This is a genomic window from Microbacterium arabinogalactanolyticum, assembly GCF_030268005.1.
Lineage (GTDB): Bacteria > Actinomycetota > Actinomycetes > Actinomycetales > Microbacteriaceae > Microbacterium > Microbacterium arabinogalactanolyticum.
On the sequence record NZ_BRZC01000001.1, the window covers coordinates 33,934 to 56,271 of the forward strand.

A 22,338-nucleotide genomic window follows, 5' to 3' on the forward strand; every position below is an offset into this window, starting at 1 on the left:
CTGCCGCGACTCTCCACGGACCGCGGCCCATGCCTCGGCAGAGGCGGGCCCGCTGCATCCGGGGGTCCGCCGATCACGGTGCCCTATGACCGGCGGGTGCGCGGGATGCGTACCTGTCCCTCTGGGCCCGGCTGCTCGCCGTGTCCCCGCACTGGCGGGTGGTCGGGTCGAGAACCCGCGGCTTCTGACCCCGGCCGCCGTCGATGTCCCAGAAGTGGTGGATGCCGGCGGCGATGACCCACCTCCAGTGGGACACCCTCCGGCCGTGCGTCCCGGCCGCGAGTCCCGACACGCGGGCCCCGCTCAGAGCTCGGCGGTGTGGAACACCAGCATGCGCACGGCCGCGTCGACGGTCGCCGCGAGCACCCGGTCGGGATCCCCGTCGATGTCCAGTCGGCGGTGACCGGCGGCGGTGCGCGTCGCCCAGCCGAGGAACACCGTCCCCGCGGGGTGGCCGCCCTCGGGATCGGGTCCGCCGACACCGGTCGTTGACACCGCGATGTCGACGTCGAACAGGTCGCGCGCCCCGCGAGCGAGCTGCTCGGCGCAGTCCGCCGAGCACGGGTCCGTGCCGGGCGCGAGACCGAGCACGCGCTCCTTGGCCGCCACCATGTACGCGACGACGGCGCCTGCGAACCACTCGCTCGCCTGATTGCCGTCGCCGATCGTGCCGGCGAGGGTTCCCGAGGTCAGTGACTCCGCGACGGCGATCCGCAGGCCGCGGGCCCGCGCGAGATCGCTCAGCTGCTGCACATCGTCCATGAGCCGACGCTACCCGGGGGCCGGCCGCGGCGGCGACGGGTTGACATCGGGCATCCGGCTCGGTTCGAGGCCGGATTCCAGCCGATCGGATGATGACCGTCGACGCCGCCGATCCGTAGGCTTGCGCCATGAGTACGGAGACGGGCGGGATCGCGCAGGCCGACACCGGCGCGCGCGGCATCCTCGCACCGGTGCGCTTCGGGCGGGCCCTGCTCGTCGTGCTGCTGGCGCTGCTGGTGGTCTGCGCCGTGCGCTACGTGATCAGGCACAGCGTCGACCACACCACCTGGATCATCCTGGCCGGCGCCGCCGTGCTCGGTGCCGTCGCGCTGATGCAGAGCATCGTCCCCCGCCGCGGTGCCTGGCCCGCCGCCTGGACGCTCGTCGTCACCGCCCTGTGGGTGGTGCTCACGCTGATCGCCCCCTCGTTCGCGTGGTGCGCGGTGCCGCTGGCGTTCCAGGTGCTGCAGATCCTGCCGTTCTGGCCGGCATCCGCCGTGATCGCCGCGATGACGGCGGTCGTGATCGCCGCCGAGGCCCGCATCACGCCCGAGTTCGACCCGACCATCGTGGCCGGGCCCGTCGGCATCGCGTTCGCCACGATCATCGCCTATCGCGCACTCGACCGCGAGGCCACGGCCCGCCAGCGCCTGGTCGACGAGCTCACAGAGACGCAGGCCGAGCTCGCCGCTGCCCAGCACCGCGCCGGAGGGCTCGCCGAGCGTGCTCGCCTGAGCCGCGAGATCCACGACTCGGTCGGACAGAACCTCTCCAGCATCAACCTGCTGCTGCAGGCCGCCCAGCAGAGCTGGGACCGGCGCCCGGATGCCGCCCGCGAGCAGGTGCGCACTGCCGCCGACTCCGCCCGCGCCGGGCTCGACGAGGTGCGCCGCGTCGTGCGCGACCTGGCTCCCGGCGAGCTGGAGGGCACCGCCGGATCGCTGCCCGCCGCCGTGCAGCGGGTGGTGGCGGATGCCGCGAAGCACGGCCTCCGTGCGGAGTTCCGCAGTCACGGCGAGATCGAGGACGTGCCGCTGCCCGTGGCATCCGCGATCATCCGCACCGTGCGCGGCGCTCTGGCCAACGTCGCCGAGCACGGCAGGGCGAGCCGGGCCGTCGTCAGCCTGACCGCGCAGCCCGGTGAGCTGCGCCTGGACATCCGCGACGACGGGATCGGCTTCGACGCGCGCCAGGCCGCCCGGCAGCAGGCTGCCGCGCAGCGTCGCGCCCAGGGACGAGGCCGTGGGATCGACGGCATCGCCGAGCGCATCGCGGCGGTCGGCGGGCAGCTCGAGATCGAGAGCGCGCACGGTGAGGGCACCACGCTCTCGGCCGTGTTCCCCACGGCATCTGCTTCTGAGAGGACCGAGCCATGACCCTGCGACTGGTGCTCGTCGACGATCATCCCGTGGTGCGCGCGGGTGTGCGCGCGCTGCTCGAATCGCGCGATGACCTGCAGGTGGTCGGCGAGGCGTCCAACGCCGCCGACGCCGTGCAGGTGGTCGAGTCGGAGCATCCGGATGTCGTGCTGATGGACCTCAGCCTGGGGGAGGGGCCCGGCGGCATCGAGGCCACCGCGAGCCTGCGTGCGCTGCCGGACCCGCCCGCCGTGCTCGTGCTGACCACGTACGACAGCGAGTCGGACATCCTGCGGGCGCTGGATGCCGGGGCGGCCGGGTACCTGCTCAAGGACGCGCCGCCGGAGCAGCTGTTCGCCGGCATCCAGGCGGTCGCCAAGGGGGAGCCCGCGCTCGCTCCCTCCGTGGCCGGCGTGCTCATGCGCCGGGCGTCATCGCCGGAGCCGCGGCTCACCGAGCGCGAGGTCGAGGTGCTCGAGCTGCTCGCCGACGGCCTCGGGAACCGCGAGATGGCCAAGGCGCTGTTCGTGTCCGAGGCGACGGTCAAATCGCACCTCTCGCACATCTACAGCAAGCTCTACGTCGACACGCGCGCCGGCGCCGTGGCCGCCGCGATCGAGCAGCGCATCATCCGGCGCTGACGCCTGTCAGCCGGCATCCGCCGCAGCCTGTCCCACAAGCGGCGACTCCCGCCCGCCGTGACCCGCGGCTTCTGGGACCTGCCACCGGCCATGTCCCAGAAGGGGCGGGATGGCGGGTGGCTCACCCACCGCTTCCGGGACATGTCTCGGCGGCGGCATGAGCGGATGCCGGTCAGCCGGCGCCCCACGCCCGCAGCAGGTCTCCGCCGAACAGCGAGAACGCCGTCACCCCGGCCGAGAGCAGCAGCACCCCGGCCGTCGCGGCGACGGCCATCAGGGAGACGCCACTGCCCGCCAGCCGCTGACCGCGCAGGCCGATCGCCACACCCGCCCGCGCGGCGAGATCGCCCGCCTGATCGTCGCGGTACAGCTCCGTCCGCGCGGCGAAGCGTCGCTGGAACTCCTCCGCGAGCCGCAGCGTCGCCTCCATGGTCGCGGGACGGTCGAAGCGCGTCCCGCCCGGCAGGTAGACGTACAGACGGTCCTCGACGAGCTCGATCTCCGCGCCGGCGCCCAGGTCGATCACACGGGCCATCAGGTCGGGCGTGAAGATGTACAGCGCGTCCTGCTGGTACCCCTCCGGCACCAGCAACAGGAAGTGCTTGGCGAACTCGCCCTCCAGCTCCATCCGCGCCCCGCCGCGGCCGAGCCCGAGTGTCGGGATGATGCTGCGGCGCCGGTTCTTCAGCACGATGTGCGGCACCTTCACCGGCAGTGGCAGCTCGACGAACGCGAACGGCCGCTGCACGGTGGCGCCCCAGTCCCGCGTGCCGATCGAGAAGTTGCGTCCGAGCTCGAAGGGCAGGCGCTCGTCGTCGCTGGCGACCACGCCGCGCTCCCGGCTGCGCAGCGTGCGGGCGAAGGCCGAGCCGGGACGCCGGGTGCCCTCCAGCGAGTCCGCGTAGGCCCAGCCGTTCACCCACGCGAACAGCGCCAGCCGCGCACGACGGGTGAGGTCGATCGCGTACCAGACGAACCCGACAGCGGCGAGCACCGCGTAGCCGACGGCGAAGATCCCCAGCACCGGGGCCTGCGCCAGGATGCCGGTGCGGTCCAGCCAGACGAGTGCCACGAGCATGGCGATCGCCAGCAGGAGCACCCCCGTCAGCGCGACGAAGAAGCGACGTCGGAGCGGGATGCCGGCGAGCCGCTCGTACCGCAGCAGATCGCCGATCCCCATCCGCTCCCGCAGCGGGCCGAGCTCGACCTGCAGCGGCTGGTTCAGAGCTTCCACGAGAGCGCGGCCCAGGGGCCGTTCCGCTTCTCGGTGCAGGCCGCCTTGAGGTCGGACCAGTTGTCGCCGAGCTTGTCGAAGGTCTTGTCGCCGATGTTGCCGTCGCTCCAGTGCATCACGCGGCCGGCGATGTAGCTGAGGCCGAAGTCGACCCAGGAGCCGAACGCGGGGCGTCCCTCGACGTTGATGCGGTGGATGAGCTGACGCGCCTCGGCGACGTCGCCGTACCCGAGCGCGACGCCCCAGGTCGCCAGCGCGACGGCCTGGCCGAGCGCGTAGCCGTCGAGGGTCTTCACGAACGCGTCAGCAGGGACGATGTCCTTGCCCGCGAGCTTGCGCACCTGACCCTCGATGTGCTCGATGGCAGCCACGAAGGTGCGCGCATCGCGCTTGTTGCCGCCCGCCTCGACGATGGCGGTGGTCCACTCCTTCGTCTTCGGCACGCGGCCGAGCTGCGTGGCGAGGTCGGCGCGCAGCTGCAGCGAGACCACCCACGGGTCGCGCCGGCGGCGCACCGTCATGAGCCGCTCGATGTTGTCGAGCCAGTCCTGGCGGGAGTGCAGGCCCCACTGGTCGGCGAGCTGCTTCTTCTCGCGGTCGCCGATGCCGGGGGCGGTGGGGTCGTTCCACGGTCCCGAGGGCAGGTTGCTGATCTGCATGTAGCCCAGCGCGATCTCGTTCGCCTCGGTGTCGGTGGTCGAGAAGTCCGCGGAGGGGACGACCTTCGCGTCGGGCAGCAGCCACACCACCACGAAGAAGAGCACGACCACGCCGACGATGGCCCACACCCACCACTGGCCGATGAGCCACTCGAGGATCGAGCCGAGGTCGTTGAGGTTGACGCGCGCAGAAGGATGCATGGGTTCTCCGGTCGAATGCAGGTGGCCGATCCATAGATTGAACTACCGTTCAATGAGTACTGTAGAGGGCACGGCCCCGATCGCGGAAGTCCTGCGCGTCGGGTCGCGGGAGGTGAGCGGCGTGGCCCGGTCCGAGGAGCAGAATCGCCTCGCCCGCGAGCGCACGCGCGAGGGCATCCTGCGGTCCGCGATCGAGCTGTTCGCTGAGCAGGGCGTGCACGAGACGACGATCGCCGAGATCACCCGTAGTGCGGGGGTCGCCCAGGGCCTGGTCAACTACCATTTCGGCGGCAAGGATCAGCTCGTCGGAGCGGTGGCCGACCGCTGGTACGAGACCCTGATCGGGCTCGCGCACGGCCAGGGGGCACCCGGTGAGATGGACGCGGACGCCCGGCTGCGCGGCGTGATCGACGCTGCGCTCATCGCCGCCGTCGCGCACCGGTCGCTGCAGCGCGTAATGCTCTCGCTCGCGCACCAGCCCTCGACGCGGCGCATCGTCGCCGAGTCGGAGCAGCGGCACAGCGACGCGGTGCAGTTCGCCGAGCAGGCCGTCCGCTCGATCTTCGCCGAGCGAGGGGCGGCGGATCCCGCGCTGGAGGAGGGGATGCTGCGCACCCTCCTGGAGGGCATCGCCGGGCGCTATGCGGCCTCCGACGGATCCTTCCCGATCGACGCGGCGCGACGCTGGGTGCATCTGCGGTACGGCCTCGGCGACCCCGTGGGCGCCCTGCCCGCGTAGTCGCGGCGCCCTTGGTGCCGTGATCGTAGTTGCGGCGCCCTGGGCACCGTGATCGTAGTTGCGGCGCCCTTGGCACCGTGACGACATCCTGCGGAACCTGCCGGCACGCGTGTTCCACCAGTGGCGGGTTCCGGATGCCGCGATCCGCGCCTTCTGGGACATGGTGGCGCGCGTGTCACAGACGCGGTGGGCCTGTCGTGCTCGCACCCGCGGGTACTGAGACACGATGCGGGGCGCGCTCCCGACCGAGGCATGCGCGCCCGATGCCGGAGACGCCGAAGGGCCTCGGATGCCGCTGTGCGCAGCATCCGAGGCCCTTCAAGCCGGACTCAGGACTCCGGGTCGCCGCCCAGCGCGCCCACAGCCTGGAGAGGCTTCGGATCGTCTGCGCCGGTCCGGCGCAGACGCGCGATGGCGTTGCCGCCGTGGTAGATGACGATGGCCGTGACGGTGGCGATCACGATGCCACCCAGTACGAAGCCGTTCTCACCCGTGATCTGGAAGCCTCCGACGGCCATGATCAGGGCCACGGCGGCCGTGTACTGGTTGACGGGGCGCGAGAAGTCGACCTTGTTGTCCACCCAGATCTTGATGCCGATCACGCCGATCAGGCCGTACAGCGCGGTGGTCACACCGCCGAGCACACCGGCGGGCACCGAGTTGATGACCTCGCCGAACTTCGGCGACATGCTCAACAGGATGGCCGTGATGCCGGCCACCCAGTACGCGGCGGTGGAGTACACGCGGGTGGACGCCATGACGCCGATGTTCTCGCCGTAGGTGGTCGTTCCCGAGCCGCCGAAGAAGCCCGCGAGCGTGGTCGAGATGCCGTCGGCGATCAGTGCCTTGCCGGTGTTCTCGTTGATCTTCGGGTCCTCGACCATGGTCGCGACGCCGCGCACGTGACCGACGTTCTCGGCGATGAGCACGAGCACGACGGGAAGGAACATCGCCATCACGGCCCAGGTGCCGGGGGAGACGAAGTCGGGCAGGTGGAAGGTGGGGAGTCCCACCCAGGCGGCCTTGTCGACCTTGCTGAAGTCCAGCTCGCCCCGGATGCCGGCGAAGATGTACCCGGCGATCACGCCGAGGAAGATCGAGATGCGACCCAGGAAGCCGCGGAACACCACGGCGAACAGGATCGTGATCGCGAGCGTGAACGACGCAGTGACGGGCGCCTGGGCGAAGTTGTTGTGCGCCGCCCCCGCCAGGTTGAACCCGATCAGCGCGACGATGGTGCCGGCGAGCACCGGCGGCAGGAAGCGGTCCACCCACTTCACCCCGGCGGTGTGCACCACGACGCCGATGATCGCCAGCAGCACGCCGACGGCCACGATGCCCGCCAGGGCCGAGCCGATGCCGTTACTGGCGCCGGTCGCGTTCGCCGCGGTCGCGGCGGTGACCGGTGCGATGAACGCGAACGACGAGCCGAGGTAGCTGGGCAGCTTGTTGCGGGTGACCAGCAGGAACAGAATCGTGCCCACGCCGCTGAAGAGCAGTGTGGTCGGCACCGGGAATCCGGTGAGGATCGGCACCAGGAACGTGGCGCCGAACATGGCGATGACGTGCTGCACGCCGATCGCGATGGTGGCGGGCCAGTTCAGGCGCTCTTCGGGGCGGACGACAGCGTCGGGCGCGACGGTGCGACCGTCACCGTGGATCTTCCACAGCGGCATGGGTGCTCCTCAGGAGTAGGGCGGCGGGTCCGGATCAGGGCCGAGGAAACCCTATCGCCTGCCCCGCGGCGTGTCTCAGATGGTGCGGGTGCGAAGCATCCGGAATCGCCGTTTCTGCGACATGCTGTCGGCGCTTGTCAGAGAGACGGCGGGTTGCGCGCCGCGGCACCCACCATTCGTGGGACACGGGACCGCGGGACGGGGCGCCGCAGCGGGACAGGACCGCAGCGGGACAGGACCGCAGCGGGGACAGGACCGCAGCGGGGACGGGGCGCCCCAGTGCGACGGGGACGAGCCGGGTCGGCGCGTCAGCCAGCCAGGCGCTCGATGAGCTCGCGGTACCGGGCGGCGGTGCGCTCGACGATCTCCTCGGGCAGCGCGGGCGGCTCGCCCTGCTTGTCCCAGTTCGAGGCCAGCCAGTCGCGCACGATCTGCTTGTCGAAGCTGGCCATCCGCTCGTCCGGCGTCGCGCCGGTGCGCCAGGTCTCGGCGTCCCAGTAGCGGGACGAGTCGCTGGTGAGCACCTCATCGGCGAGGCGCAGGGTGCCATCGGCATCCGTTCCGAACTCGAACTTGGTGTCGGCGAGGATCAGGCCCTTCTCCTCGGCGATCGCGGCGGCACGCGTGTAGAGCGCGATGGAGGTGTCGCGCAGCTCGGCGGCGCGCTCCGCGCCCACGAGCTCGACGACCTTCTCGAAGGTGATGTTCTCGTCGTGCTCGCCCATCGGCGCCTTGTAGGCGGGGGTGAACAGCGGCTCGGGCAGCCGGTCGCCGTTCTTCAGGCCGGCGGGCAGCGGGATGCCGCAGACGGTGCCGCTGTGCACGTACTCGGCCCAGCCGGAGCCCGTGATGTACCCGCGCACGACGCACTCGATCGGCAGCATCTCGAGCGCCATCGCCAGCATGGCTCGGCCGGCCACGGCATCCGGGATCTCGCCCTCGGCGATGTGGTTCGGGACGTCCGCCAGCTGCTGGAACCACCAGGTGCTGAGGGAGGTGAGCAGTTCGCCCTTCTTCGGGATGCCGGGGGAGAGCACGAAGTCGAAGGCGCTCACCCGGTCGGATGCCACGACCAGCAACCGGGTGTCTGCCGGATCCTCCGAGGCGTACAGGTCGCGGACCTTGCCGGAGTAGATGTGCCGCCAGCCGGGGATGCTCAGTGCTTCGCTCACCCGTCCATTGTGGCATCCGCGATGTCGGAGACCGCGCGTACCGTCGAGCCGATGGACGAGACACGCACCGACCGACTGACCCTGCGACCGCCGACGGATGCCGATGTCGACCCGATCCACCGGATCTACTCCGACCCGAAGGTCTGGCAGCACTATCCGAGCCTGCGCCACACGGAACGGTCGACGACCGAGCGCATGGTCGCGCGGTGGCGGGCGGGCTGGGAGAACGTGGGCCTCGCGTCGTGGATCGTGCGCCTGCGCGACACAGGTGAGGTCATCGGCAACGGCGGATGCACGCTGATCGGCGCGGGATCGGAGCCCAGCGACGCCGCGGTCTGGAACCTCGGCTACCGGATCGCCGCCGAGCAGCACGGTCATGGTTATGCGACCGAGCTCTCGCGTGCGGGGCTGGACGCGGCGCGCGCCCTGCGGCCGGAGACGCCGGTCATCGCGTACCTCGTCGAGCACAACCGCGCATCGGCGGCCGTCGCCGAGAAGGTCGGACTGGAGCTCGTGCACCGTGCGCCGGATGCGGGGAACCCGGACCCCGACGTCCTGCGTCTGGTCTATGCGGATCGAGCGCTGACGGATGCGCAGCTCGCGACCGCTCTGCACTGAATCGTCGCCCTCGGATGGGCCGGGGGAGTGGTATAGTCCATGTGGACTAATCGGGGTGGGATAGATGTCGGATGCTGTGAAGCTGACGCCGCTGGGCGCGATCGTGCTCGCGCTGCTCAACGAGGGCGACATGCATCCGTACGAGATGATGCGACTGCTGCGCAAGCGGCGGGACGATCGGATGGTGCGCGTCAGCAACGGCACCTTCTATCACACGGTCGCGCGGCTCGAACGGGACGGCCTCATCGCCGAGGTGGGCGTCGACCGCGACGGCAACCGGCCGGAACGCACCACCTACACGCTGCAGCCTGCAGCGCTCCCGGTTCTCACCGACTGGGTGCGCCGGGGACTGGGGAACGCCGACCGTGCTGCGGAGTTCCGCGTCGCGCTCGCCGAGGCCCACAACCTGCCGCGGGCCGAGGTCATCGACCTCCTCGGTGCGCGGCATGAGACCCTCCGAGAGGAGCGCGATCAGCTGCACCAGAAGCTCGAGCAGGCCCGCACCCGCGGCGTCCCCGAGCAGTTCCTCATCGAGGTGGATCGGCACGTCGCGATGCTGAGCGGCGAGCTCAGCTGGAGCGCCGGGCTGCTCGAGCGCCTCGCCGACCCCGGGTTCGCCTGGGTGGGCGACCGCCTCGCACCGGCGCCCGGCGCCGCGGCATCCGATGCCGACTCGCCGTGACCCCTCGGCATCCGAACCTCCAGACACTCACCGCGGGCAGCACCGCACAGCGAAAGGCATCACGCCCATGACAGATCCCACGCCGTCTCCGGCATCCGCGACCAGCGGGCCGTCGACGGGCACCTACGCGCACGGCCACAAGCCGCGCAGCCCCTGGCCCGCCCTCTGGGCACTGGTCATCGGCTTCTTCATGATCCTCGTCGACACGACGATCGTCTCCGTCGCGAACCCGGCCATCAAGGCCGCGCTCGACCCCGACACCAACAACCTCGACAACGTGGTGTGGGTCACCAGCGCCTACCTGCTGGCCTACGCGGTGCCCCTGCTGATCACCGGACGCCTCGGCGACCGGTTCGGCCCGAAGAACATCTACCTGATCGGCCTCGTGATCTTCACGCTCTCGTCGCTCGCATGCGGGCTGTCGACCTCGCTCGGGATGCTGGTGGCCTTCCGCGCCGTGCAGGGGCTCGGCGCCGCGTTCATGACGCCGCAGACGATGGCCGTGATCACCCGTACATTCCCGCCCGAGCGCCGCGGCGCCGCGATGGGCCTGTGGGGCGCGACCGCGGGCGTCGCCACGCTGGTCGGCCCGCTGCTGGGCGGCCTGCTGGTCGACGCGTTCGGCTGGGAGTGGATCTTCTACATCAACGTGCCCGTGGGCATCATCGGGTTCGTGATGGCCTGGATCTTCGTGCCCAAGCTGCAGACGCATCCGCACCGCTTCGACTACATCGGTGTCGTGCTCAGCGCCGCAGCCCTGTTCCTGATCGTCTTCGGACTGCAGGAGGGGCAGAAGTACGACTGGGGTGTCATCACGGGCCCCATCACCGTCTGGGGCATGATCGCCGCCGGCATCGTGCTGTTGATCGTGTTCGTGCTGCAGCAGTGGAAGACGAAGAGCGAGGCGCTTGTGCCGCTCGGCCTGTTCAGGGACCGCAACTTCTCGGCATCCAACCTCGGCATCGCTGCGGTCGGGTTCACGGTGACGAGCATGTCGCTGCCGTTCATGTTCTTCCTGCAGCTGGCGCGCGGGCTCACGCCCACCGAGGCGGCGCTGCTGCTGATCCCGATGGCGGTGATCTCGGGGGTGCTGGCACCGTTCGCGGGTTCGCTGCTCGACCGCGTCGACCCGCGCTTCATCCTGATCCCTGGGCTGCTGTGCGTGGCGGGCGGGGTGCTATGGAACTCCTCCCTGATGAACATGGACACCCCGACCTGGATGTTCCTGCTGCCCTCCGCTCTGCTCGGCATCGGGAACGCGGGCATGTGGGGTCCGCTGGCGACCGAGGCGACGCGCAACCTGCCCCCGCGCCAGGCCGGCGCCGGCGCGGGCATCTACAACACCACCCGGACGATCGGATCCGTGGTCGGCTCCTCGGCCATCGCCGCGTTCATGCAGGCGCGGCTCGAGGCGAACCTGCCCGGACTCGACCAGGCCCCCGCAGGGCTCGGCGCCGGCGGCAAGATGCCCGACGCCGTCGCCGACGGGTTCTCGGCCGGCATGTCGCAGTCGATGCTGCTGCCCGTCAGCGTGATGGTCGTCGCGCTGATAGCGGCCCTTTTCATCGGCCGCTACAAGGGGAAGAGCGCCGACGAGCTGCGCTGATCCCGCTGCGAACGCATCGAGGGCCGCCCGGCATCACGCCTGGGCGGCCCTCGTCGTCCTCGGATGCGGTGACGGTGCTCAGCTCAGGGCCGTGAGTCCGAGCTGCCCGAACAGGGCGAAGATGGCCGACCACATGACGATCGAGATGCTCGTCCAGACGATCACCGCAGTGCGGTTCGCGCCCAGGGAGACCAGGATGCTGGAGGTGAACTGGTTCGGCACGACCATCGGCCCGAGCAGGCTGACCCCCGGCACGCCGAAGCGGTCCAGCATCCGCTTGACTCGCTGACGGCGGGCGGAGGGCTCCGGGGTGGCGTCGGCGTCAGCGGGCGCGCGGCGGGCCAGCACCGTGCGGCGCGCGGTCGAGGCGGCGAAGACGAAGGCGAGCATCGACACGAGGTTGCCCGCGATGGCCGCCAGCATCGCCACCGGGAGCGGCACGCCCGCGATCACGCCGATCAGGGTGCCGAAGTGCGATTCGACGAACGGGATCGCGGCGACGGCCATCCCGCCCAGCCACTGCAGCCAGACGGGCAGGGATTGGATGAAGTCGACGAGTGCCTCGTGCATGTTGCCTCCGAGTGTGTAAAGCGTGTTTGACATGACAAGCATGCTTTACATGCCGAGAAGATGTCAAGTCGGCTTTACAGATGGGATCTCCTGGCCTACCGTGGAGACGTGCGCAGCAGGGTCAAGGAGCTCAGGGGCGAGCAGGGTCTCTCCCAGCAGGCGCTCGCGACCGCGGTGGGCGTCTCGCGGCAGACGATCAACGCGATCGAGACCGGCCGATACGACCCCTCGCTCACCCTCGCCGTGCACCTGGCCCGGCACTTCGGATCGACCGTGGAGGAGGTCTTCGATGTCGATGGATGAGGCGCACGAGGACATGACGAGCTCGCCTGGACGGAAATGGCCGATGTCGCCCGTCAACACGTTGCTGGTCGGGGTGTGCGTGGTCGGCGCCGTCGTGTGCTTCGTGCTCGGACAGACGATCGCCGGCACCGCGCTGCTGCTCGGCGGAATCGGCGGTGGACTCGGCGCGATCTTCGCGCGCCGCGGCACCTCGGGTGATCTCGAGCGCGTGAACTCCTTGGAGTACGCCGATGAGCGCGACCGAGCAGCCGCCGTGAAGGGGCTGGCCGCGGTGGGCGTCATGGCGCTGATCCTCAGCGCGGGGCAGCTGATCATGCACGTGATCGTGGACACCGACCCGCTCTCCCGCTGGGCGAGCATCGGGGTGTTCCTCGCCCTCACCGTCTGCTGGTTCCTGGCGAACTGGTACTACGTGCGGAAGGGCTGAGGCCGGTCCTCGGCGGAGACGATCCTGTGATGGGATGGGCGGATGACGATCGCGCTCGCCTCTCCGTCCCTGGACCTCTTCGACTCCTGGTCTGCGACCGTCGCCGAGTTCGGCGGCGTGCACATCGACGGCGCGGGACTCGAGCGCGGCGTGGTTCCGGATCGAGCCGCGTGCGAGGCGTTCATCGCGAAGGCCGAGCTGTACGGCGCAGCGGATGCCGAGCTGCCGGACGGGCACGTGCCGTGCGACTACTTCTGGATCACCGATGACGACGAGGTCGTCGGCTTCATCGCGTTCCGGCGTGCACTGAACGACTGGCTGCGCAGCTACGGCGGCCACATCGGATACTCGGTGCGACCGTCACGTCGCCGGCAAGGCATCGCCCGTGCAGCGCTGGACCTCGTCGTCGACCGTGCCCGTGCGCAGGGCTACGACCGCGTCATGCTGACCTGCGACGAGGAGAACGTCGGCTCGTACCGCACGATCGAGGGCGCGGGCGGTGTGCTGTCCGGCACCGTCGACCGTCCCGCCGACATGGCGGATGATCTCACCGGGCGCCTGCGCCAGTACTGGATCGAGCTCTGACCCAGCGCCCCGGTTACTGCGCGACGCGTGCGGCGATGTCGTGGCGGTAGTGGGCGCCGTCCAGTCGGATGCGGCCGATCGCCTCGTACGCGCGCGCCCTGGCATCCGCGAAGTCGGTGCCGGTGGCGACGACGTTCAGCACGCGTCCGCCGGTAGCGATGAGCGAGCCGCCCGGCGCGTCCGGCGCGCCCGTGGCGGCGTGCACGATCGAGACGCCGTCGACGGAAGCCGCCTCGGCGAGGCCCTCGATCATGCGGCCGGTCTGCGGCGCCTCGGGGTAGCCCTCGCTGGCGAGCACGACGGTGATGGCGACGTCGTCGGAGAACTCGGGGCGCGGCTCGTCCTCGAGGGTGCCGGATGCCGACGCCAGCAGCAGCCGCGACAGGGGAGTGCGCAGCCGGGGCAGCACGACCTGGGTCTCGGGGTCGCCGAAGCGCGCGTTGAACTCGATCACGCGCACGCCGGCCGGGGTGAGGATGAGGCCCGCGTAGAGCAGGCCGATGAACGGCGTGCCCTCGGAGTCGAGCTGACGGATCATGGGCAGTGCGACCGTCTCGGTGACCTCGTCGACGAACGCATCGACGCTGCCGAACTGCTCGGCCAGCCACGGCAGCGGCGTGTACGCGCCCATGCCGCCGGTGTTCGGACCGCCGTCGCCGTCCAGCGCGCGCTTGAAGTCCTGCGCGGGGGTCAGGGGGCGCACGGTGTCGCCGTCGCTGAGGAAGAACAGCGAGACCTCGGGCCCGCTGAGGAACTCCTCGACCAGCACAGGGCCGGAGGGCAGATAGTGCTCGGCGTGCGCGAGGGCCTCGGCGCGGTCGGTCGTGACGATCACGCCCTTGCCCGCCGCCAGCCCGTCGGCCTTGACCACGTGGGGTGCGCCGAGCTCGTCGAACGCGGCCTCGACCTCGGCGACGGATGCTGCGCGCACCGCGCGTCCGGTCGGCACGCCGGCGGCATCCATGATCCGCTTCGCGAACGCCTTCGACCCCTCCAGCTGTGCGGCGGCCTTCCCCGGGCCGAACACCGGGATGCCGCGCTCGCGCACCACGTCCGCGACGCCCGCGACCAGCGGGGCCTCCGGGCCGACGACCACCAGATCGACGCCGCGCTCGTTCGCGAACGCGGCGACGGCGGCGCCGTCGAACATGTCGAGGTCGACGATGGTGGCATCCTGCGCGATTCCGGCGTTGCCGGGGGCCGCGAAGATCTCGTGCTCGGTCTCCTCCGAGCGCAGGGAGAGGATGATCGCGTGCTCGCGCGCACCGGAACCGAGGACCAGGATCTTCATGCCCGCAAGCCTACCGGCGGGGTGATGCAGGGTTACCGTCGCAGGCCGGCCGGCTCGCACCCGGTTCACGTCGCGGGTCAGACGGTGACGGGCCGCTCGACGGCGGGATCCCAGGGGAGCGCCCAGCCGGTCGCGTCGAACAGCGCGTTCAGGATGCCGGCGGTGAAGCCCCACACGATCGTGCCGTCGATGTCGAACGCCGGTCCCTTGTAGGTCATCCCATCGCGGGTCAGTGTCGACGTGTAGCGGTTCGCCGGATCCAGCAGCTGCGCGACCGGCACGCGGAACACCTCGACGGTCTCGGCGTGATCCACGGCGGCGACCCGCGACGGCTCGCGCCACCATCCGAGCACGGGCGTGACGATGAAGTTGCTCACCGCGAGCGGGATCTCCGGGAGTGCGGCGAGCACCTCGACCCCGTCCGGGTCGAGACCCGTCTCCTCTTGCGCCTCGCGCAGGGCTGTCGCCACGGCATCCGCGTCCTCGGCGTCGCGGCCGCCGCCGGGGAACGACACTTGACCGGGGTGCGATGACAGGGTTGCGGCGCGCCTCTGCAGCAGCACGTCGAGGTCGGCTGCGACGGTCAGCTCGTCGGTGCGTGCGGGGATGCTGTCCAGCCGTCCGAACAGGATGAGCACGGATGCCGGATGCGGGTCGCTCACGGTCATCGGGAAGCGCGGCGTCCACTCGCCCGCGCGATCCGCCGCCGTGAGCAGCTCCGCGCGCGCACCGCGCAGAGTCTCGGTGTTCTCGGCTGTCTCGCTCATCCCTATCGACCCTATGCCCGTGGTGCCCGGGAGGCGCCGTGCACATGGCCCGCAGGATGCCAGCGTGCGCGGTGCACAGTGCGGTTCCTGCCCCTGCTCAGCGTCCTCGCCCCTGCTCAGCGACGCAAATGAGCCGGGGGCGAGGTAGTTCAGGAGGGACTAGGACGAGCCGGCGCCGAGCTGGGTGGGGTCGGCGGCGCAGAGCCGGCGCGAGGCGAGATGGGTAGCGGCGTAGCCTGGAGCCATGCCCGCCCGCAGGATCGAGATCGCCGACGGCCGTGCCGCGCTCGCCGCGGTCGAGGTCGGCGACACCACGCGTCCGGTGACCGCGACGGCCGTGCGCTACCTCCTCCAGCTGCTCGACGAGAAGGCGCCGGGAAACAGCGTCGAGGTGCGCGTCCCGCCCTTCGGCGCGGTGCAGGTCGTGCAGGGCCCGCGGCACACGCGAGGAACTCCGCCGAACGTCGTGGAGATGGATGCTGCGACCTGGATCGCTCTCGCCACGGGCGCGCAGACGTGGGCGGAGGCCGTGGCCGCGGGCCGCGTTTCCGCATCCGGCGTCCGTGCCGATCTCTCCGACCTGCTCCCCCTCCGCACCTGACGTCCGGCCGCGTTGACTCCGCGCCGCGCCGCCGACTGAACGGCGCCCGGAGGCCACGCATATGCGGAGCGTGGGACAATGGAGGCATGTCGCAGAGCGCAGAGCACCAGACGACCGAGGCCCGGATCCGCCCGGTCCCGCGCTTCGGCGTGTTCCTGGGGCTGGGTGCCGTTCTCGGCGTGATCCTCGCCGGCATCCTCACCGCTGTCGGCAGCTACGAGAAGTCCGAGGTTCTGGACATCGTCTATCCGCCGGGTCAGGTGTTCGGCTTCGCACTGCTGTGGACCGTGCCGATCGGCATCGCCATCGGCGGGCTCGTCGCGCTGATCCTGGAGCGGATGGCGCGCAAGCACGAGCGCATCGTGCGGGTCGAGCACGAGCGCATCACCGACTCCGAGGACTGAGCCTCCCGGCGGGACCGGTCAGCTCCGCACGAGCTGCAGCGAGAACTCCACCGCGCCAGTGTCCTCGACCTTCACGAACCCGAGGTTCGGCGCATCCACGCCGAAGTCGGAGAAGGTGATCGGGATGCTGCCCGCCACCTGCCCGGTGGCCCCGTGCAACACGGCATCCAGCTCCACCGTCACCGCGCGGGTGACCCCTGCGAGCGTCAGCTCGCCCTTCGCGCTCACCTTCTGCGCGACGCCCGGCTGAGGGACGCCGTCCGCGACCACGGGTTCGGTCAGCTCGAACGTCGCGGTGGGGAACTTCGCCGCACGCATCGCCGTGTTGCGGAAGTAGTTGTCGCGGTTGCCGGAGTCGGTCGCGATCGAGGCCACGTCGACCTCGATGCGCGCCGCGGTCAGGGTGGAGTCGGACACGGTCAGCGAGCCCGTGACCTTCTCCGTCCGTCCCGTGACGGTGACATCGGTGCCGTTCAGGACCTCGTCCACGCGGTAGCCGGCGAATGACCCTTCGCCGACGGCCCATTCGCCCTGCAGGTCCTCCGGGTCGATGGCCGCGCCCGCCTCGGTGGGCGATGCGGGGGCGAGCGTGGGTGCCGATTCGGCGGGGGCGACCAGATAGTCGCGGTAGATCATCGGGCCGGCGAATGCGGCACCGCCGATCACGATGACCGCGATGCCGGCGGTGATGAGGATGATGCGGGTGCGCTTCTTCATGGCAGTGTCCTGTCGTGGAGGAGTGTTCGCGACAATGAAACCGCCTCCGCCGAGGAGATATGCCGGCATCCGGCGACTGCATAGGCTTCCGCCAGCCGAACCATAGGCACCGCTCAGGCGAGCTCCGCGATCACGGGCCGCATGGCCGCGTCGAAGGCGACGACGTCGCGCCGCAGGCCGTCGGTCACGGCGACGCTCAGCGCGCCGATCCACCAGATCCCCCGCTGGCTGAACGGCAGCACCTGCACGTTGAGCTCGAAGGAGTGCGCGCGCCGGCCGATCTCGCGCTCGAACTCGGCGATCGCGCTCGCGTACGCGCGGTAGGCGCCTCCCGAGGAGCTGACGGAGTCGACGTAGCGGTTGTGCGCATCCTGCGCGTAGCGGAGAGCAGCCGCGGCGTGCGGCACGATCGCGTCGCGCAGATCCTCCGCACCGGTGGTGGGCAGCGCCACGAGGGTGTCGAAGCCGTCGACCAGTTCCAGTGGCACCTCGGAACGGTGCGCGCGCGGTTCGACGGTCATGTCCCAGTATTCGCGCCACTGCGCCTCGAGCGCATCGTCGACATCGGTCGCATCGGGCCGGCGCACCTCGAGTCCGCGCAGCGCGGGAAGATCCTCCGGCGCGCGGATGCCGAGCAGCTGGCGCAGCGCGAGCGCGACCAGCACCGAGGTGCCGGCGTCCTCGCGGATCAGCCACTGCGGCTTGTCGCTCATGGCCCCATCGTATGGGGGTTGCGACCAGGGCGCGCCGACTCTTCGAGGGTCTCCGCATGTCGGAATCGCGCAGGGGCCGCATCCGTCAGACGGATGCGGCCCCTGCGCGGCTCGGAGGGCGCGGGGCGCTCAGCGCCTGCGCTCGAGGATGCGGCGGCGCAGCCGCTCGCGGCGACGGGACGGGGGACGCGTGGCATCCACCAGAGCCTGACGGGCGGCGGCGAGGGTGGGGTAGCTGCCGATGCGGCGGCTGTGGCTGTCGTGCACCACGTGGACGTTCTGCTCGACGGAGACGAAGCCCGCGTACTCGCCGCGGTTGGTCGCGACGAAGACGTCCTCGTCGGCCTGTCGCCAGGAGAGGTCGGTGATCTGTTCGGTCTGTGGTTCCTGAGAGAGCGGAGCGAGACGAAGGGCGGGCGCGTCGGAGCGCGCGGAAGTGTGGATACTGCTCATGATTCTTGATTCGTGTGCGGGCGGCACGCTGCCGCCTCCGCAATGGCCGGGGAGCGGATCGCATCGGTGCGATCCAGCCTTGAGGGTGCCCTGGCCGGGGCGTGCGCTGCGCCGGGTGAGAGTCGGCGAAAACTTGCGCAACCACATACTCTAGCACGCCCGGTGGATCAGCGTCCGTCGCGGCGGCATCCGGCGGGTGCATCCGCGACCTTCGTGACGCGCCCGGCCCGGTAGGCTGTACGGGTGGCAGCCTCCCCCACCAATCCCTATGCTCAGGCCGGCGTCGACACTGCCGCCGGTGATCTCGCAGTCGAACTCATGAAGGCCTCCGTGCGCGCGACGCACGGGCCCGAGGTGCTCGGCGGAGTCGGCGGATTCGCCGGCATGTTCGACGCCAGCGCCCTGCTCGGCTACACGCGTCCGCTGCTGGCATCCAGCACCGACGGCGTGGGCACGAAGGTCGCCATCGCGCAGGCGATCGACAAGCACGACACGATCGGGCAGGACCTGGTCGGCATGGTCGTGGACGACATCGTCGTGGTGGGCGCGAAGCCGCTGTTCATGACCGACTACATCGCCTGCGGCAAGGTCGTCCCCGAGCGCATCGCCGACATCGTGCGCGGGATCGCCGAGGCGTGCTCCGCCACGGGTACCGCGCTCGTGGGCGGCGAGACCGCCGAGCATCCGGGTCTGCTCGGCCCGCGCGACTACGACGTCGCGGGTGCGGCCACCGGCGTCGTCGAGGCGGATGCCGTGCTCGGCGCCGACCGCGTCCAGGACGGCGACGCGGTGATCGCGCTGGCATCCAGCGGTCTGCACTCCAACGGCTACTCGCTCGTGCGGCACATCGTCGCGAACGCGGGGATCGGCTACGGCGACAACGCCGCCGACCTCGGCACGACCTGGGGCGAGGCGCTGCTCGAGCCGACCCGCCTGTACACGACACCGCTGCTGAAGCTCATCGAGGAGCTGCCCGCCGGCGCCATCCACTCGCTGAGCCACGTGACCGGCGGCGGCATCGCCGCCAACCTCGCCCGCGTGCTGCCCCAGGGCAGCTGGTCCGAGGTCGATCGGTCGACCTGGTCACCGAGCCCGGTGTTCCGCGTGCTGGCCGACATCGCCGGCACCCCGATCACCGACACCGAGGGCACGTGGAACCTCGGCATCGGCTTCCTGGCCGTCGTCGCGGCGGAGCAGAAGGATGCTGCCATCGCCGCGATCGAGGCGCAGGGCATCCCGGCCTGGCAGGTCGCGACGGTGCACACCGGCGCGCGGCCGGCAGGCGAGTTCGAAGAGGGCGCCAAGGGCGTCGATGGTGGAGCTGTGCGCCTGGTCGGCGCCTACGCGAACGGAACGAAGTAACACCCCATGTGCGGCATCGTCGGAATGGTCGCAGGCGGCCCCGTCAATCAGGACATCTACGACGCGCTGCTGCTGCTGCAGCATCGCGGGCAGGACGCCACCGGCATCGCCACGGCGGAGCCGAACGGCGTCATGCACATGGCGAAGGCCGAGGGCATGGTGCGCGAGGCGTTCCGCACCCGCGACATGCGCTCGCTGCTCGGGAACATCGGCCTGGGTCACGTGCGCTACGCCACGAAGGGCACCGCCTCCAGCGAGGAGGAGATGCAGCCCTTCTACGTGAACGCCCCCTACGGCATCGTGCTGATTCACAACGGCAACCTCACGAACACGCGTGAGCTGACCGCCGACATGGCGCAGCGCGACCGCCGTCACCTGAACTCCTCCAGCGACACCGAGCTGCTGCTGAACGTGCTCGCGCACGAACTGCAGACCACCACCTCCGCCGTCGACCTCGACCCGGAGCGCATCTTCGAGGCGGTCGCCCGCACGCACCAGCGCATCGAGGGCGCCTACGCCGTGATCTCGATCATCGCCGGGTACGGCCTGCTCGCCTTCCGCGACCCGTTCGGCATCCGCCCCCTGATCCTGGGCCGCCGTGCCGGTCGGGAGGACGCCACCAAGGACGAGTGGGTCGTCGCCAGCGAGTCGCTCGTGCTCGAGAACGCCGACTACGAAGTGGTGCGCGAGGTCGAGCCCGGCGAGGCCGTGTTCATCACCAACGAGGGCGAGCTGTTCACCCGGCAGTGCGCCGAGAACCCGCAGTTGATCCCGTGCGCTTTCGAGTACGTGTACCTCGCCCGCCCCGACTCGATCATGAACGGCGTCTCGGTGTACGAGTCGCGCCTGCGCATGGGCGAGCGGCTGGCCGACACCATCGCCAAGCATGTGCCGCTCGACGAGATCGACGTGGTCATGCCGATCCCGGACTCCTCCCGCCCCTCGGCCATGGAGGTCGCCCGCAAGCTCGGCAAGGAGTACCGCGAGGGCTTCTACAAGAACCGCTACGTGGGCCGCACGTTCATCATGCCCGGCCAGGCGGTGCGCAAGAAGAGCGTGCGCCAGAAGCTGAACGCCATGTCGGCGGAGTTCCAGGGCAAGAACGTGCTGCTGATCGACGACTCGATCGTGCGCGGCACCACCAGCACCCAGATCATCCAGATGGCACGCGACGCGGGCGCCAAGTCCGTGATCTTCGCCTCGGCGGCCCCGCCTGTCCGCCACCCGCACGTGTACGGCATCAACATGCCCTCCCGCGCTGAGCTGGTCGCGCACGGCCGGACGATCCCCGAGATCGCCGAAGAGCTCGGCTGCGACCGCATCGTGTACCAGGAGGTCGAGGACCTCAAGTCCGCGATCATCGAGGGCACCGACCTGACCGACCTCGACATGAGCTGCTTCGACGGGCGCTACGTCACCGGAACCGTGACCCCCGAGTACCTGGAGTGGGTCGAGAAGTCGCAGTCGTCGTGACCACGTCGGGCGCACGGCCGCTCTGGCAGGGGCGCGCGCTCGCGGTGCTCGGCATCCTGCTGTGCGCGTTCTCGCTGCGTTCAGCGGTGGCATCCCTCTCCCCGGTGATCCACGAGATCTCGGCGGACTTCCCGCTGTCCTCGGCGGTGCTCGGGCTCATCGGCACCCTTCCGCCGGTGTGCTTCGCGGTGTTCGGCCTGATCACACCGCTCCTGGAGCGCCGGCTCGGCATCGAACGGCTCACGGTGATCGCACTGTGCGCGATGACCGCCGGGCTGATCCTGCGCGGTCTGGTGGGGGAGTCGGTCGGTCTGGTCCTCGCGACCGCGGTGATCTTCGCGGGCGTCGGGATGGGCAACATCCTCATGCCGCCGCTGGTCAAGAAGTACTTCCCCGACCGCATCGGCCTGATGATGACCCTGTACACCACGGCGATGGCGTGCTCGACGTTCGTGCCGCCGCTGGTCGCCGTGCCGGTGGCGGATGCCGTGGGCTGGCGCTTCTCGCTGGCCATGTGGGCCGTGTTCGCCGCCGCGGGAGTGATCCCGTGGCTGATCATGCTGATGAGGCGCACGACCGATCCCGCCGCCCCCGCCCTGACCCGCCCGGGCATTGCGGAGGCCGCACCCGAGGACCCCGACTTCGCCGCCACCGGGCCGATCGCGACCTCGCCCAGCAGCCGGCGCCTGTTCGCCCGGCTCGCGCGCATCCCGCTGGTGTGGGCGCTCGCGCTCACCTTCGGGACCTCGTCGATCATGGCCTACGTGGCCTTCGCCTGGCTTCCGGTGATCATGGTGGAGGTGGGACACGTCAGTGCCTCGACGGCGGGTCTGCTGCTGTCGCTGTTCGCGTTCGTGGGCCTGCCCTCCTCGCTGCTCATCCCCGTGCTCGTGGTGCGGTTCCACGCCACCAGGCCGCTGTTCCTCGTCGGCGCGATCGGCGGCATGATCGGTATCCTCGGTCTGCTGCTCGCCCCGCTGCCCGGATTGCTGTGGCTGTGGACGGTGCTGTTCGGCCTGGTCGGACTGCTGTTCCCGCTGGCGCTGGTGCTGATCAGCATCCGCTCCCGCACGCCGGAGAGTGCCGTGCTGCTCTCGAGCTTCGTGCAGAGCGTCGGCTACGTGCTCGCCGCGATCTTCCCCGTCCTCGTCGGCGTGCTGCACGACGCGACCGGCGGCTGGACGGTTCCGCTGCTGGTCGTCGGCGCCATGCTCGTCGCGAGCATCCCGGCCGGCATGATCGCCGGTCGCCGCCGCACGGTCGAGGATGAATGGGAGCGTCGCCACGGGGCGTGGTGACGCGCGGCCGCCGCGGACCGCACATC

Annotated in this window: 25 protein-coding genes; 14 read left to right on the forward strand and 11 right to left on the reverse strand. The window is 70.6% G+C overall.

Annotation, left to right across the window (positions count from 1 at the left end; genetic code table 11):
• Positions 1-303: 303 nt before the first annotated feature.
• On the reverse strand, positions 304-762 hold the full coding sequence (locus MIAR_RS00160) for a CinA family protein (RefSeq protein WP_285629776.1): 459 nt from the start codon (positions 760-762) through the stop codon (positions 304-306).
• A gap of 128 nt (positions 763-890) precedes the next feature.
• On the opposite strand from MIAR_RS00160, the gene MIAR_RS00165 reads away from it, so the two are divergent.
• Together MIAR_RS00165 and MIAR_RS00170 are read left to right on the forward strand one after the other, a co-directional pair.
• Positions 891-2,138, forward strand: coding sequence for a sensor histidine kinase (locus MIAR_RS00165; RefSeq protein ID WP_285629778.1), 1,248 nt, complete (start codon positions 891-893; stop codon positions 2,136-2,138).
• Positions 2,135-2,761 (forward strand): response regulator, encoded by a 627-nt coding sequence (locus MIAR_RS00170; RefSeq protein WP_285629780.1) that lies wholly within the window; start codon positions 2,135-2,137, stop codon positions 2,759-2,761. The genes MIAR_RS00165 and MIAR_RS00170 overlap by 4 nt, the downstream gene beginning before the upstream one ends.
• 172 nt (positions 2,762-2,933) lie before the next feature.
• On the opposite strand, the gene MIAR_RS00175 is transcribed toward MIAR_RS00170, so the two are convergent.
• Together MIAR_RS00175 and MIAR_RS00180 are read right to left on the reverse strand one after the other, a co-directional pair.
• Positions 2,934-3,995 (reverse strand): hypothetical protein, encoded by a 1,062-nt coding sequence (locus MIAR_RS00175; protein WP_285629782.1) that lies wholly within the window; start codon positions 3,993-3,995, stop codon positions 2,934-2,936.
• Positions 3,983-4,855, reverse strand: a complete 873-nt coding sequence (locus tag MIAR_RS00180; protein ID WP_285629784.1) for a DUF1266 domain-containing protein — start codon at positions 4,853-4,855, stop codon at positions 3,983-3,985. The genes MIAR_RS00175 and MIAR_RS00180 overlap by 13 nt, the downstream gene beginning before the upstream one ends.
• Positions 4,856-4,976: 121 nt before the next feature.
• On the opposite strand from MIAR_RS00180, the gene MIAR_RS00185 reads away from it, so the two are divergent.
• Positions 4,977-5,594 carry a TetR/AcrR family transcriptional regulator gene (locus tag MIAR_RS00185; RefSeq protein ID WP_285629786.1) on the forward strand — a complete coding sequence of 206 codons (618 nt, stop codon included), beginning with the start codon at positions 4,977-4,979 and terminating at the stop codon, positions 5,592-5,594.
• A gap of 329 nt (positions 5,595-5,923) precedes the next feature.
• Here the strand turns inward: MIAR_RS00185 and MIAR_RS00190 are convergent, their stop codons facing one another.
• Both MIAR_RS00190 and MIAR_RS00195 read right to left on the reverse strand, forming a co-directional pair.
• The gene (locus MIAR_RS00190) at positions 5,924-7,270 is read right to left on the reverse strand and encodes a uracil-xanthine permease family protein (RefSeq protein ID WP_285629789.1); all 1,347 of its coding nucleotides are present in this window, start codon (positions 7,268-7,270) and stop codon (positions 5,924-5,926) included.
• A gap of 308 nt (positions 7,271-7,578) precedes the next feature.
• Positions 7,579-8,442, reverse strand: a complete 864-nt coding sequence (locus tag MIAR_RS00195; protein WP_285629791.1) for a phosphoribosylaminoimidazolesuccinocarboxamide synthase — start codon at positions 8,440-8,442, stop codon at positions 7,579-7,581.
• A 51-nt stretch (positions 8,443-8,493) separates the two neighbouring features.
• Here MIAR_RS00195 and MIAR_RS00200 point away from each other — a divergent pair, with 51 nt between their 5' ends.
• From MIAR_RS00200 to MIAR_RS00210, 3 genes are all read left to right on the forward strand, one after another.
• A complete protein-coding gene (locus MIAR_RS00200; protein WP_285629793.1) occupies positions 8,494-9,060 on the forward strand; it encodes a GNAT family N-acetyltransferase in 567 nt (188 codons plus the stop codon).
• A gap of 64 nt (positions 9,061-9,124) precedes the next feature.
• A complete protein-coding gene (locus MIAR_RS00205; RefSeq protein WP_285629795.1) occupies positions 9,125-9,742 on the forward strand; it encodes a PadR family transcriptional regulator in 618 nt (205 codons plus the stop codon).
• Positions 9,743-9,809: 67 nt separating this feature from the next.
• The gene (locus tag MIAR_RS00210) at positions 9,810-11,348 is read left to right on the forward strand and encodes a DHA2 family efflux MFS transporter permease subunit (RefSeq protein ID WP_285629797.1); all 1,539 of its coding nucleotides are present in this window, start codon (positions 9,810-9,812) and stop codon (positions 11,346-11,348) included.
• A gap of 78 nt (positions 11,349-11,426) precedes the next feature.
• Here the strand turns inward: MIAR_RS00210 and MIAR_RS00215 are convergent, their stop codons facing one another.
• Positions 11,427-11,951: a hypothetical protein gene (locus MIAR_RS00215; protein ID WP_285629799.1), complete on the reverse strand. Its 525-nt coding sequence runs from the start codon at positions 11,949-11,951 to the stop codon at positions 11,427-11,429.
• Positions 11,952-12,026: 75 nt separating this feature from the next.
• Between MIAR_RS00215 and MIAR_RS00220 the strand changes: the two genes are divergently transcribed.
• Genes MIAR_RS00220 through MIAR_RS00230 form a run of 3 tightly spaced genes read left to right on the forward strand, consistent with a single transcriptional unit; the run spans position 12,027 to position 13,233 of the window.
• Positions 12,027-12,221 (forward strand): helix-turn-helix transcriptional regulator, encoded by a 195-nt coding sequence (locus MIAR_RS00220; RefSeq protein WP_285629801.1) that lies wholly within the window; start codon positions 12,027-12,029, stop codon positions 12,219-12,221.
• Positions 12,208-12,648: a hypothetical protein gene (locus MIAR_RS00225; protein WP_285629802.1), complete on the forward strand. Its 441-nt coding sequence runs from the start codon at positions 12,208-12,210 to the stop codon at positions 12,646-12,648. Before MIAR_RS00220 ends, MIAR_RS00225 begins: the two co-directional genes overlap by 14 nt.
• Positions 12,649-12,690: 42 nt before the next feature.
• Positions 12,691-13,233, forward strand: a complete 543-nt coding sequence (locus MIAR_RS00230) for a GNAT family N-acetyltransferase (RefSeq protein WP_285629803.1) — start codon at positions 12,691-12,693, stop codon at positions 13,231-13,233.
• 13 nt (positions 13,234-13,246) lie between these two features.
• Here the strand turns inward: MIAR_RS00230 and purD are convergent, their stop codons facing one another.
• Both purD and MIAR_RS00240 read right to left on the reverse strand, forming a co-directional pair.
• Positions 13,247-14,524, reverse strand: a complete 1,278-nt coding sequence (gene purD, locus MIAR_RS00235; protein WP_285629804.1) for a phosphoribosylamine--glycine ligase — start codon at positions 14,522-14,524, stop codon at positions 13,247-13,249.
• A gap of 77 nt (positions 14,525-14,601) precedes the next feature.
• Positions 14,602-15,291: an NUDIX hydrolase gene (locus tag MIAR_RS00240; RefSeq protein ID WP_285629806.1), complete on the reverse strand. Its 690-nt coding sequence runs from the start codon at positions 15,289-15,291 to the stop codon at positions 14,602-14,604.
• Between the two features lie 244 nt (positions 15,292-15,535).
• On the opposite strand from MIAR_RS00240, the gene MIAR_RS00245 reads away from it, so the two are divergent.
• Both MIAR_RS00245 and MIAR_RS00250 read left to right on the forward strand, forming a co-directional pair.
• Complete coding sequence (locus MIAR_RS00245; RefSeq protein ID WP_285629808.1) at positions 15,536-15,892, forward strand: sterol carrier family protein; 357 nt, start codon at positions 15,536-15,538, stop codon at positions 15,890-15,892.
• A gap of 86 nt (positions 15,893-15,978) precedes the next feature.
• Positions 15,979-16,296 (forward strand): potassium transporter Trk, encoded by a 318-nt coding sequence (locus MIAR_RS00250; RefSeq protein ID WP_285629810.1) that lies wholly within the window; start codon positions 15,979-15,981, stop codon positions 16,294-16,296.
• Between the two features lie 18 nt (positions 16,297-16,314).
• Here MIAR_RS00250 and MIAR_RS00255 read toward each other — a convergent pair whose 3' ends face one another.
• From MIAR_RS00255 to MIAR_RS00265, 3 genes are all read right to left on the reverse strand, one after another.
• Positions 16,315-17,013: a YceI family protein gene (locus MIAR_RS00255; protein WP_285629812.1), complete on the reverse strand. Its 699-nt coding sequence runs from the start codon at positions 17,011-17,013 to the stop codon at positions 16,315-16,317.
• Positions 17,014-17,126: 113 nt separating this feature from the next.
• Positions 17,127-17,726 carry a zinc-binding alcohol dehydrogenase gene (locus MIAR_RS00260; RefSeq protein ID WP_285629814.1) on the reverse strand — a complete coding sequence of 200 codons (600 nt, stop codon included), beginning with the start codon at positions 17,724-17,726 and terminating at the stop codon, positions 17,127-17,129.
• 129 nt (positions 17,727-17,855) lie between these two features.
• Complete coding sequence (locus MIAR_RS00265) at positions 17,856-18,179, reverse strand: hypothetical protein (protein WP_285629816.1); 324 nt, start codon at positions 18,177-18,179, stop codon at positions 17,856-17,858.
• Positions 18,180-18,422: 243 nt separating this feature from the next.
• On the opposite strand from MIAR_RS00265, the gene purM reads away from it, so the two are divergent.
• From purM to MIAR_RS00280, 3 genes are read left to right on the forward strand one after another with little or no spacing between them, the layout of a single operon-like run.
• Complete coding sequence (gene purM / locus MIAR_RS00270; protein ID WP_285629818.1) at positions 18,423-19,541, forward strand: phosphoribosylformylglycinamidine cyclo-ligase; 1,119 nt, start codon at positions 18,423-18,425, stop codon at positions 19,539-19,541.
• Positions 19,542-19,547: 6 nt separating this feature from the next.
• The gene (gene purF, locus MIAR_RS00275; protein WP_285629820.1) at positions 19,548-21,014 is read left to right on the forward strand and encodes an amidophosphoribosyltransferase; all 1,467 of its coding nucleotides are present in this window, start codon (positions 19,548-19,550) and stop codon (positions 21,012-21,014) included.
• Entirely contained in the window at positions 21,011-22,312 is a 1,302-nt protein-coding gene (locus MIAR_RS00280) for an MFS transporter (RefSeq protein WP_285629822.1), read from the forward strand. Before purF ends, MIAR_RS00280 begins: the two co-directional genes overlap by 4 nt.
• Positions 22,313-22,338: the final 26 nt, after the last annotated feature.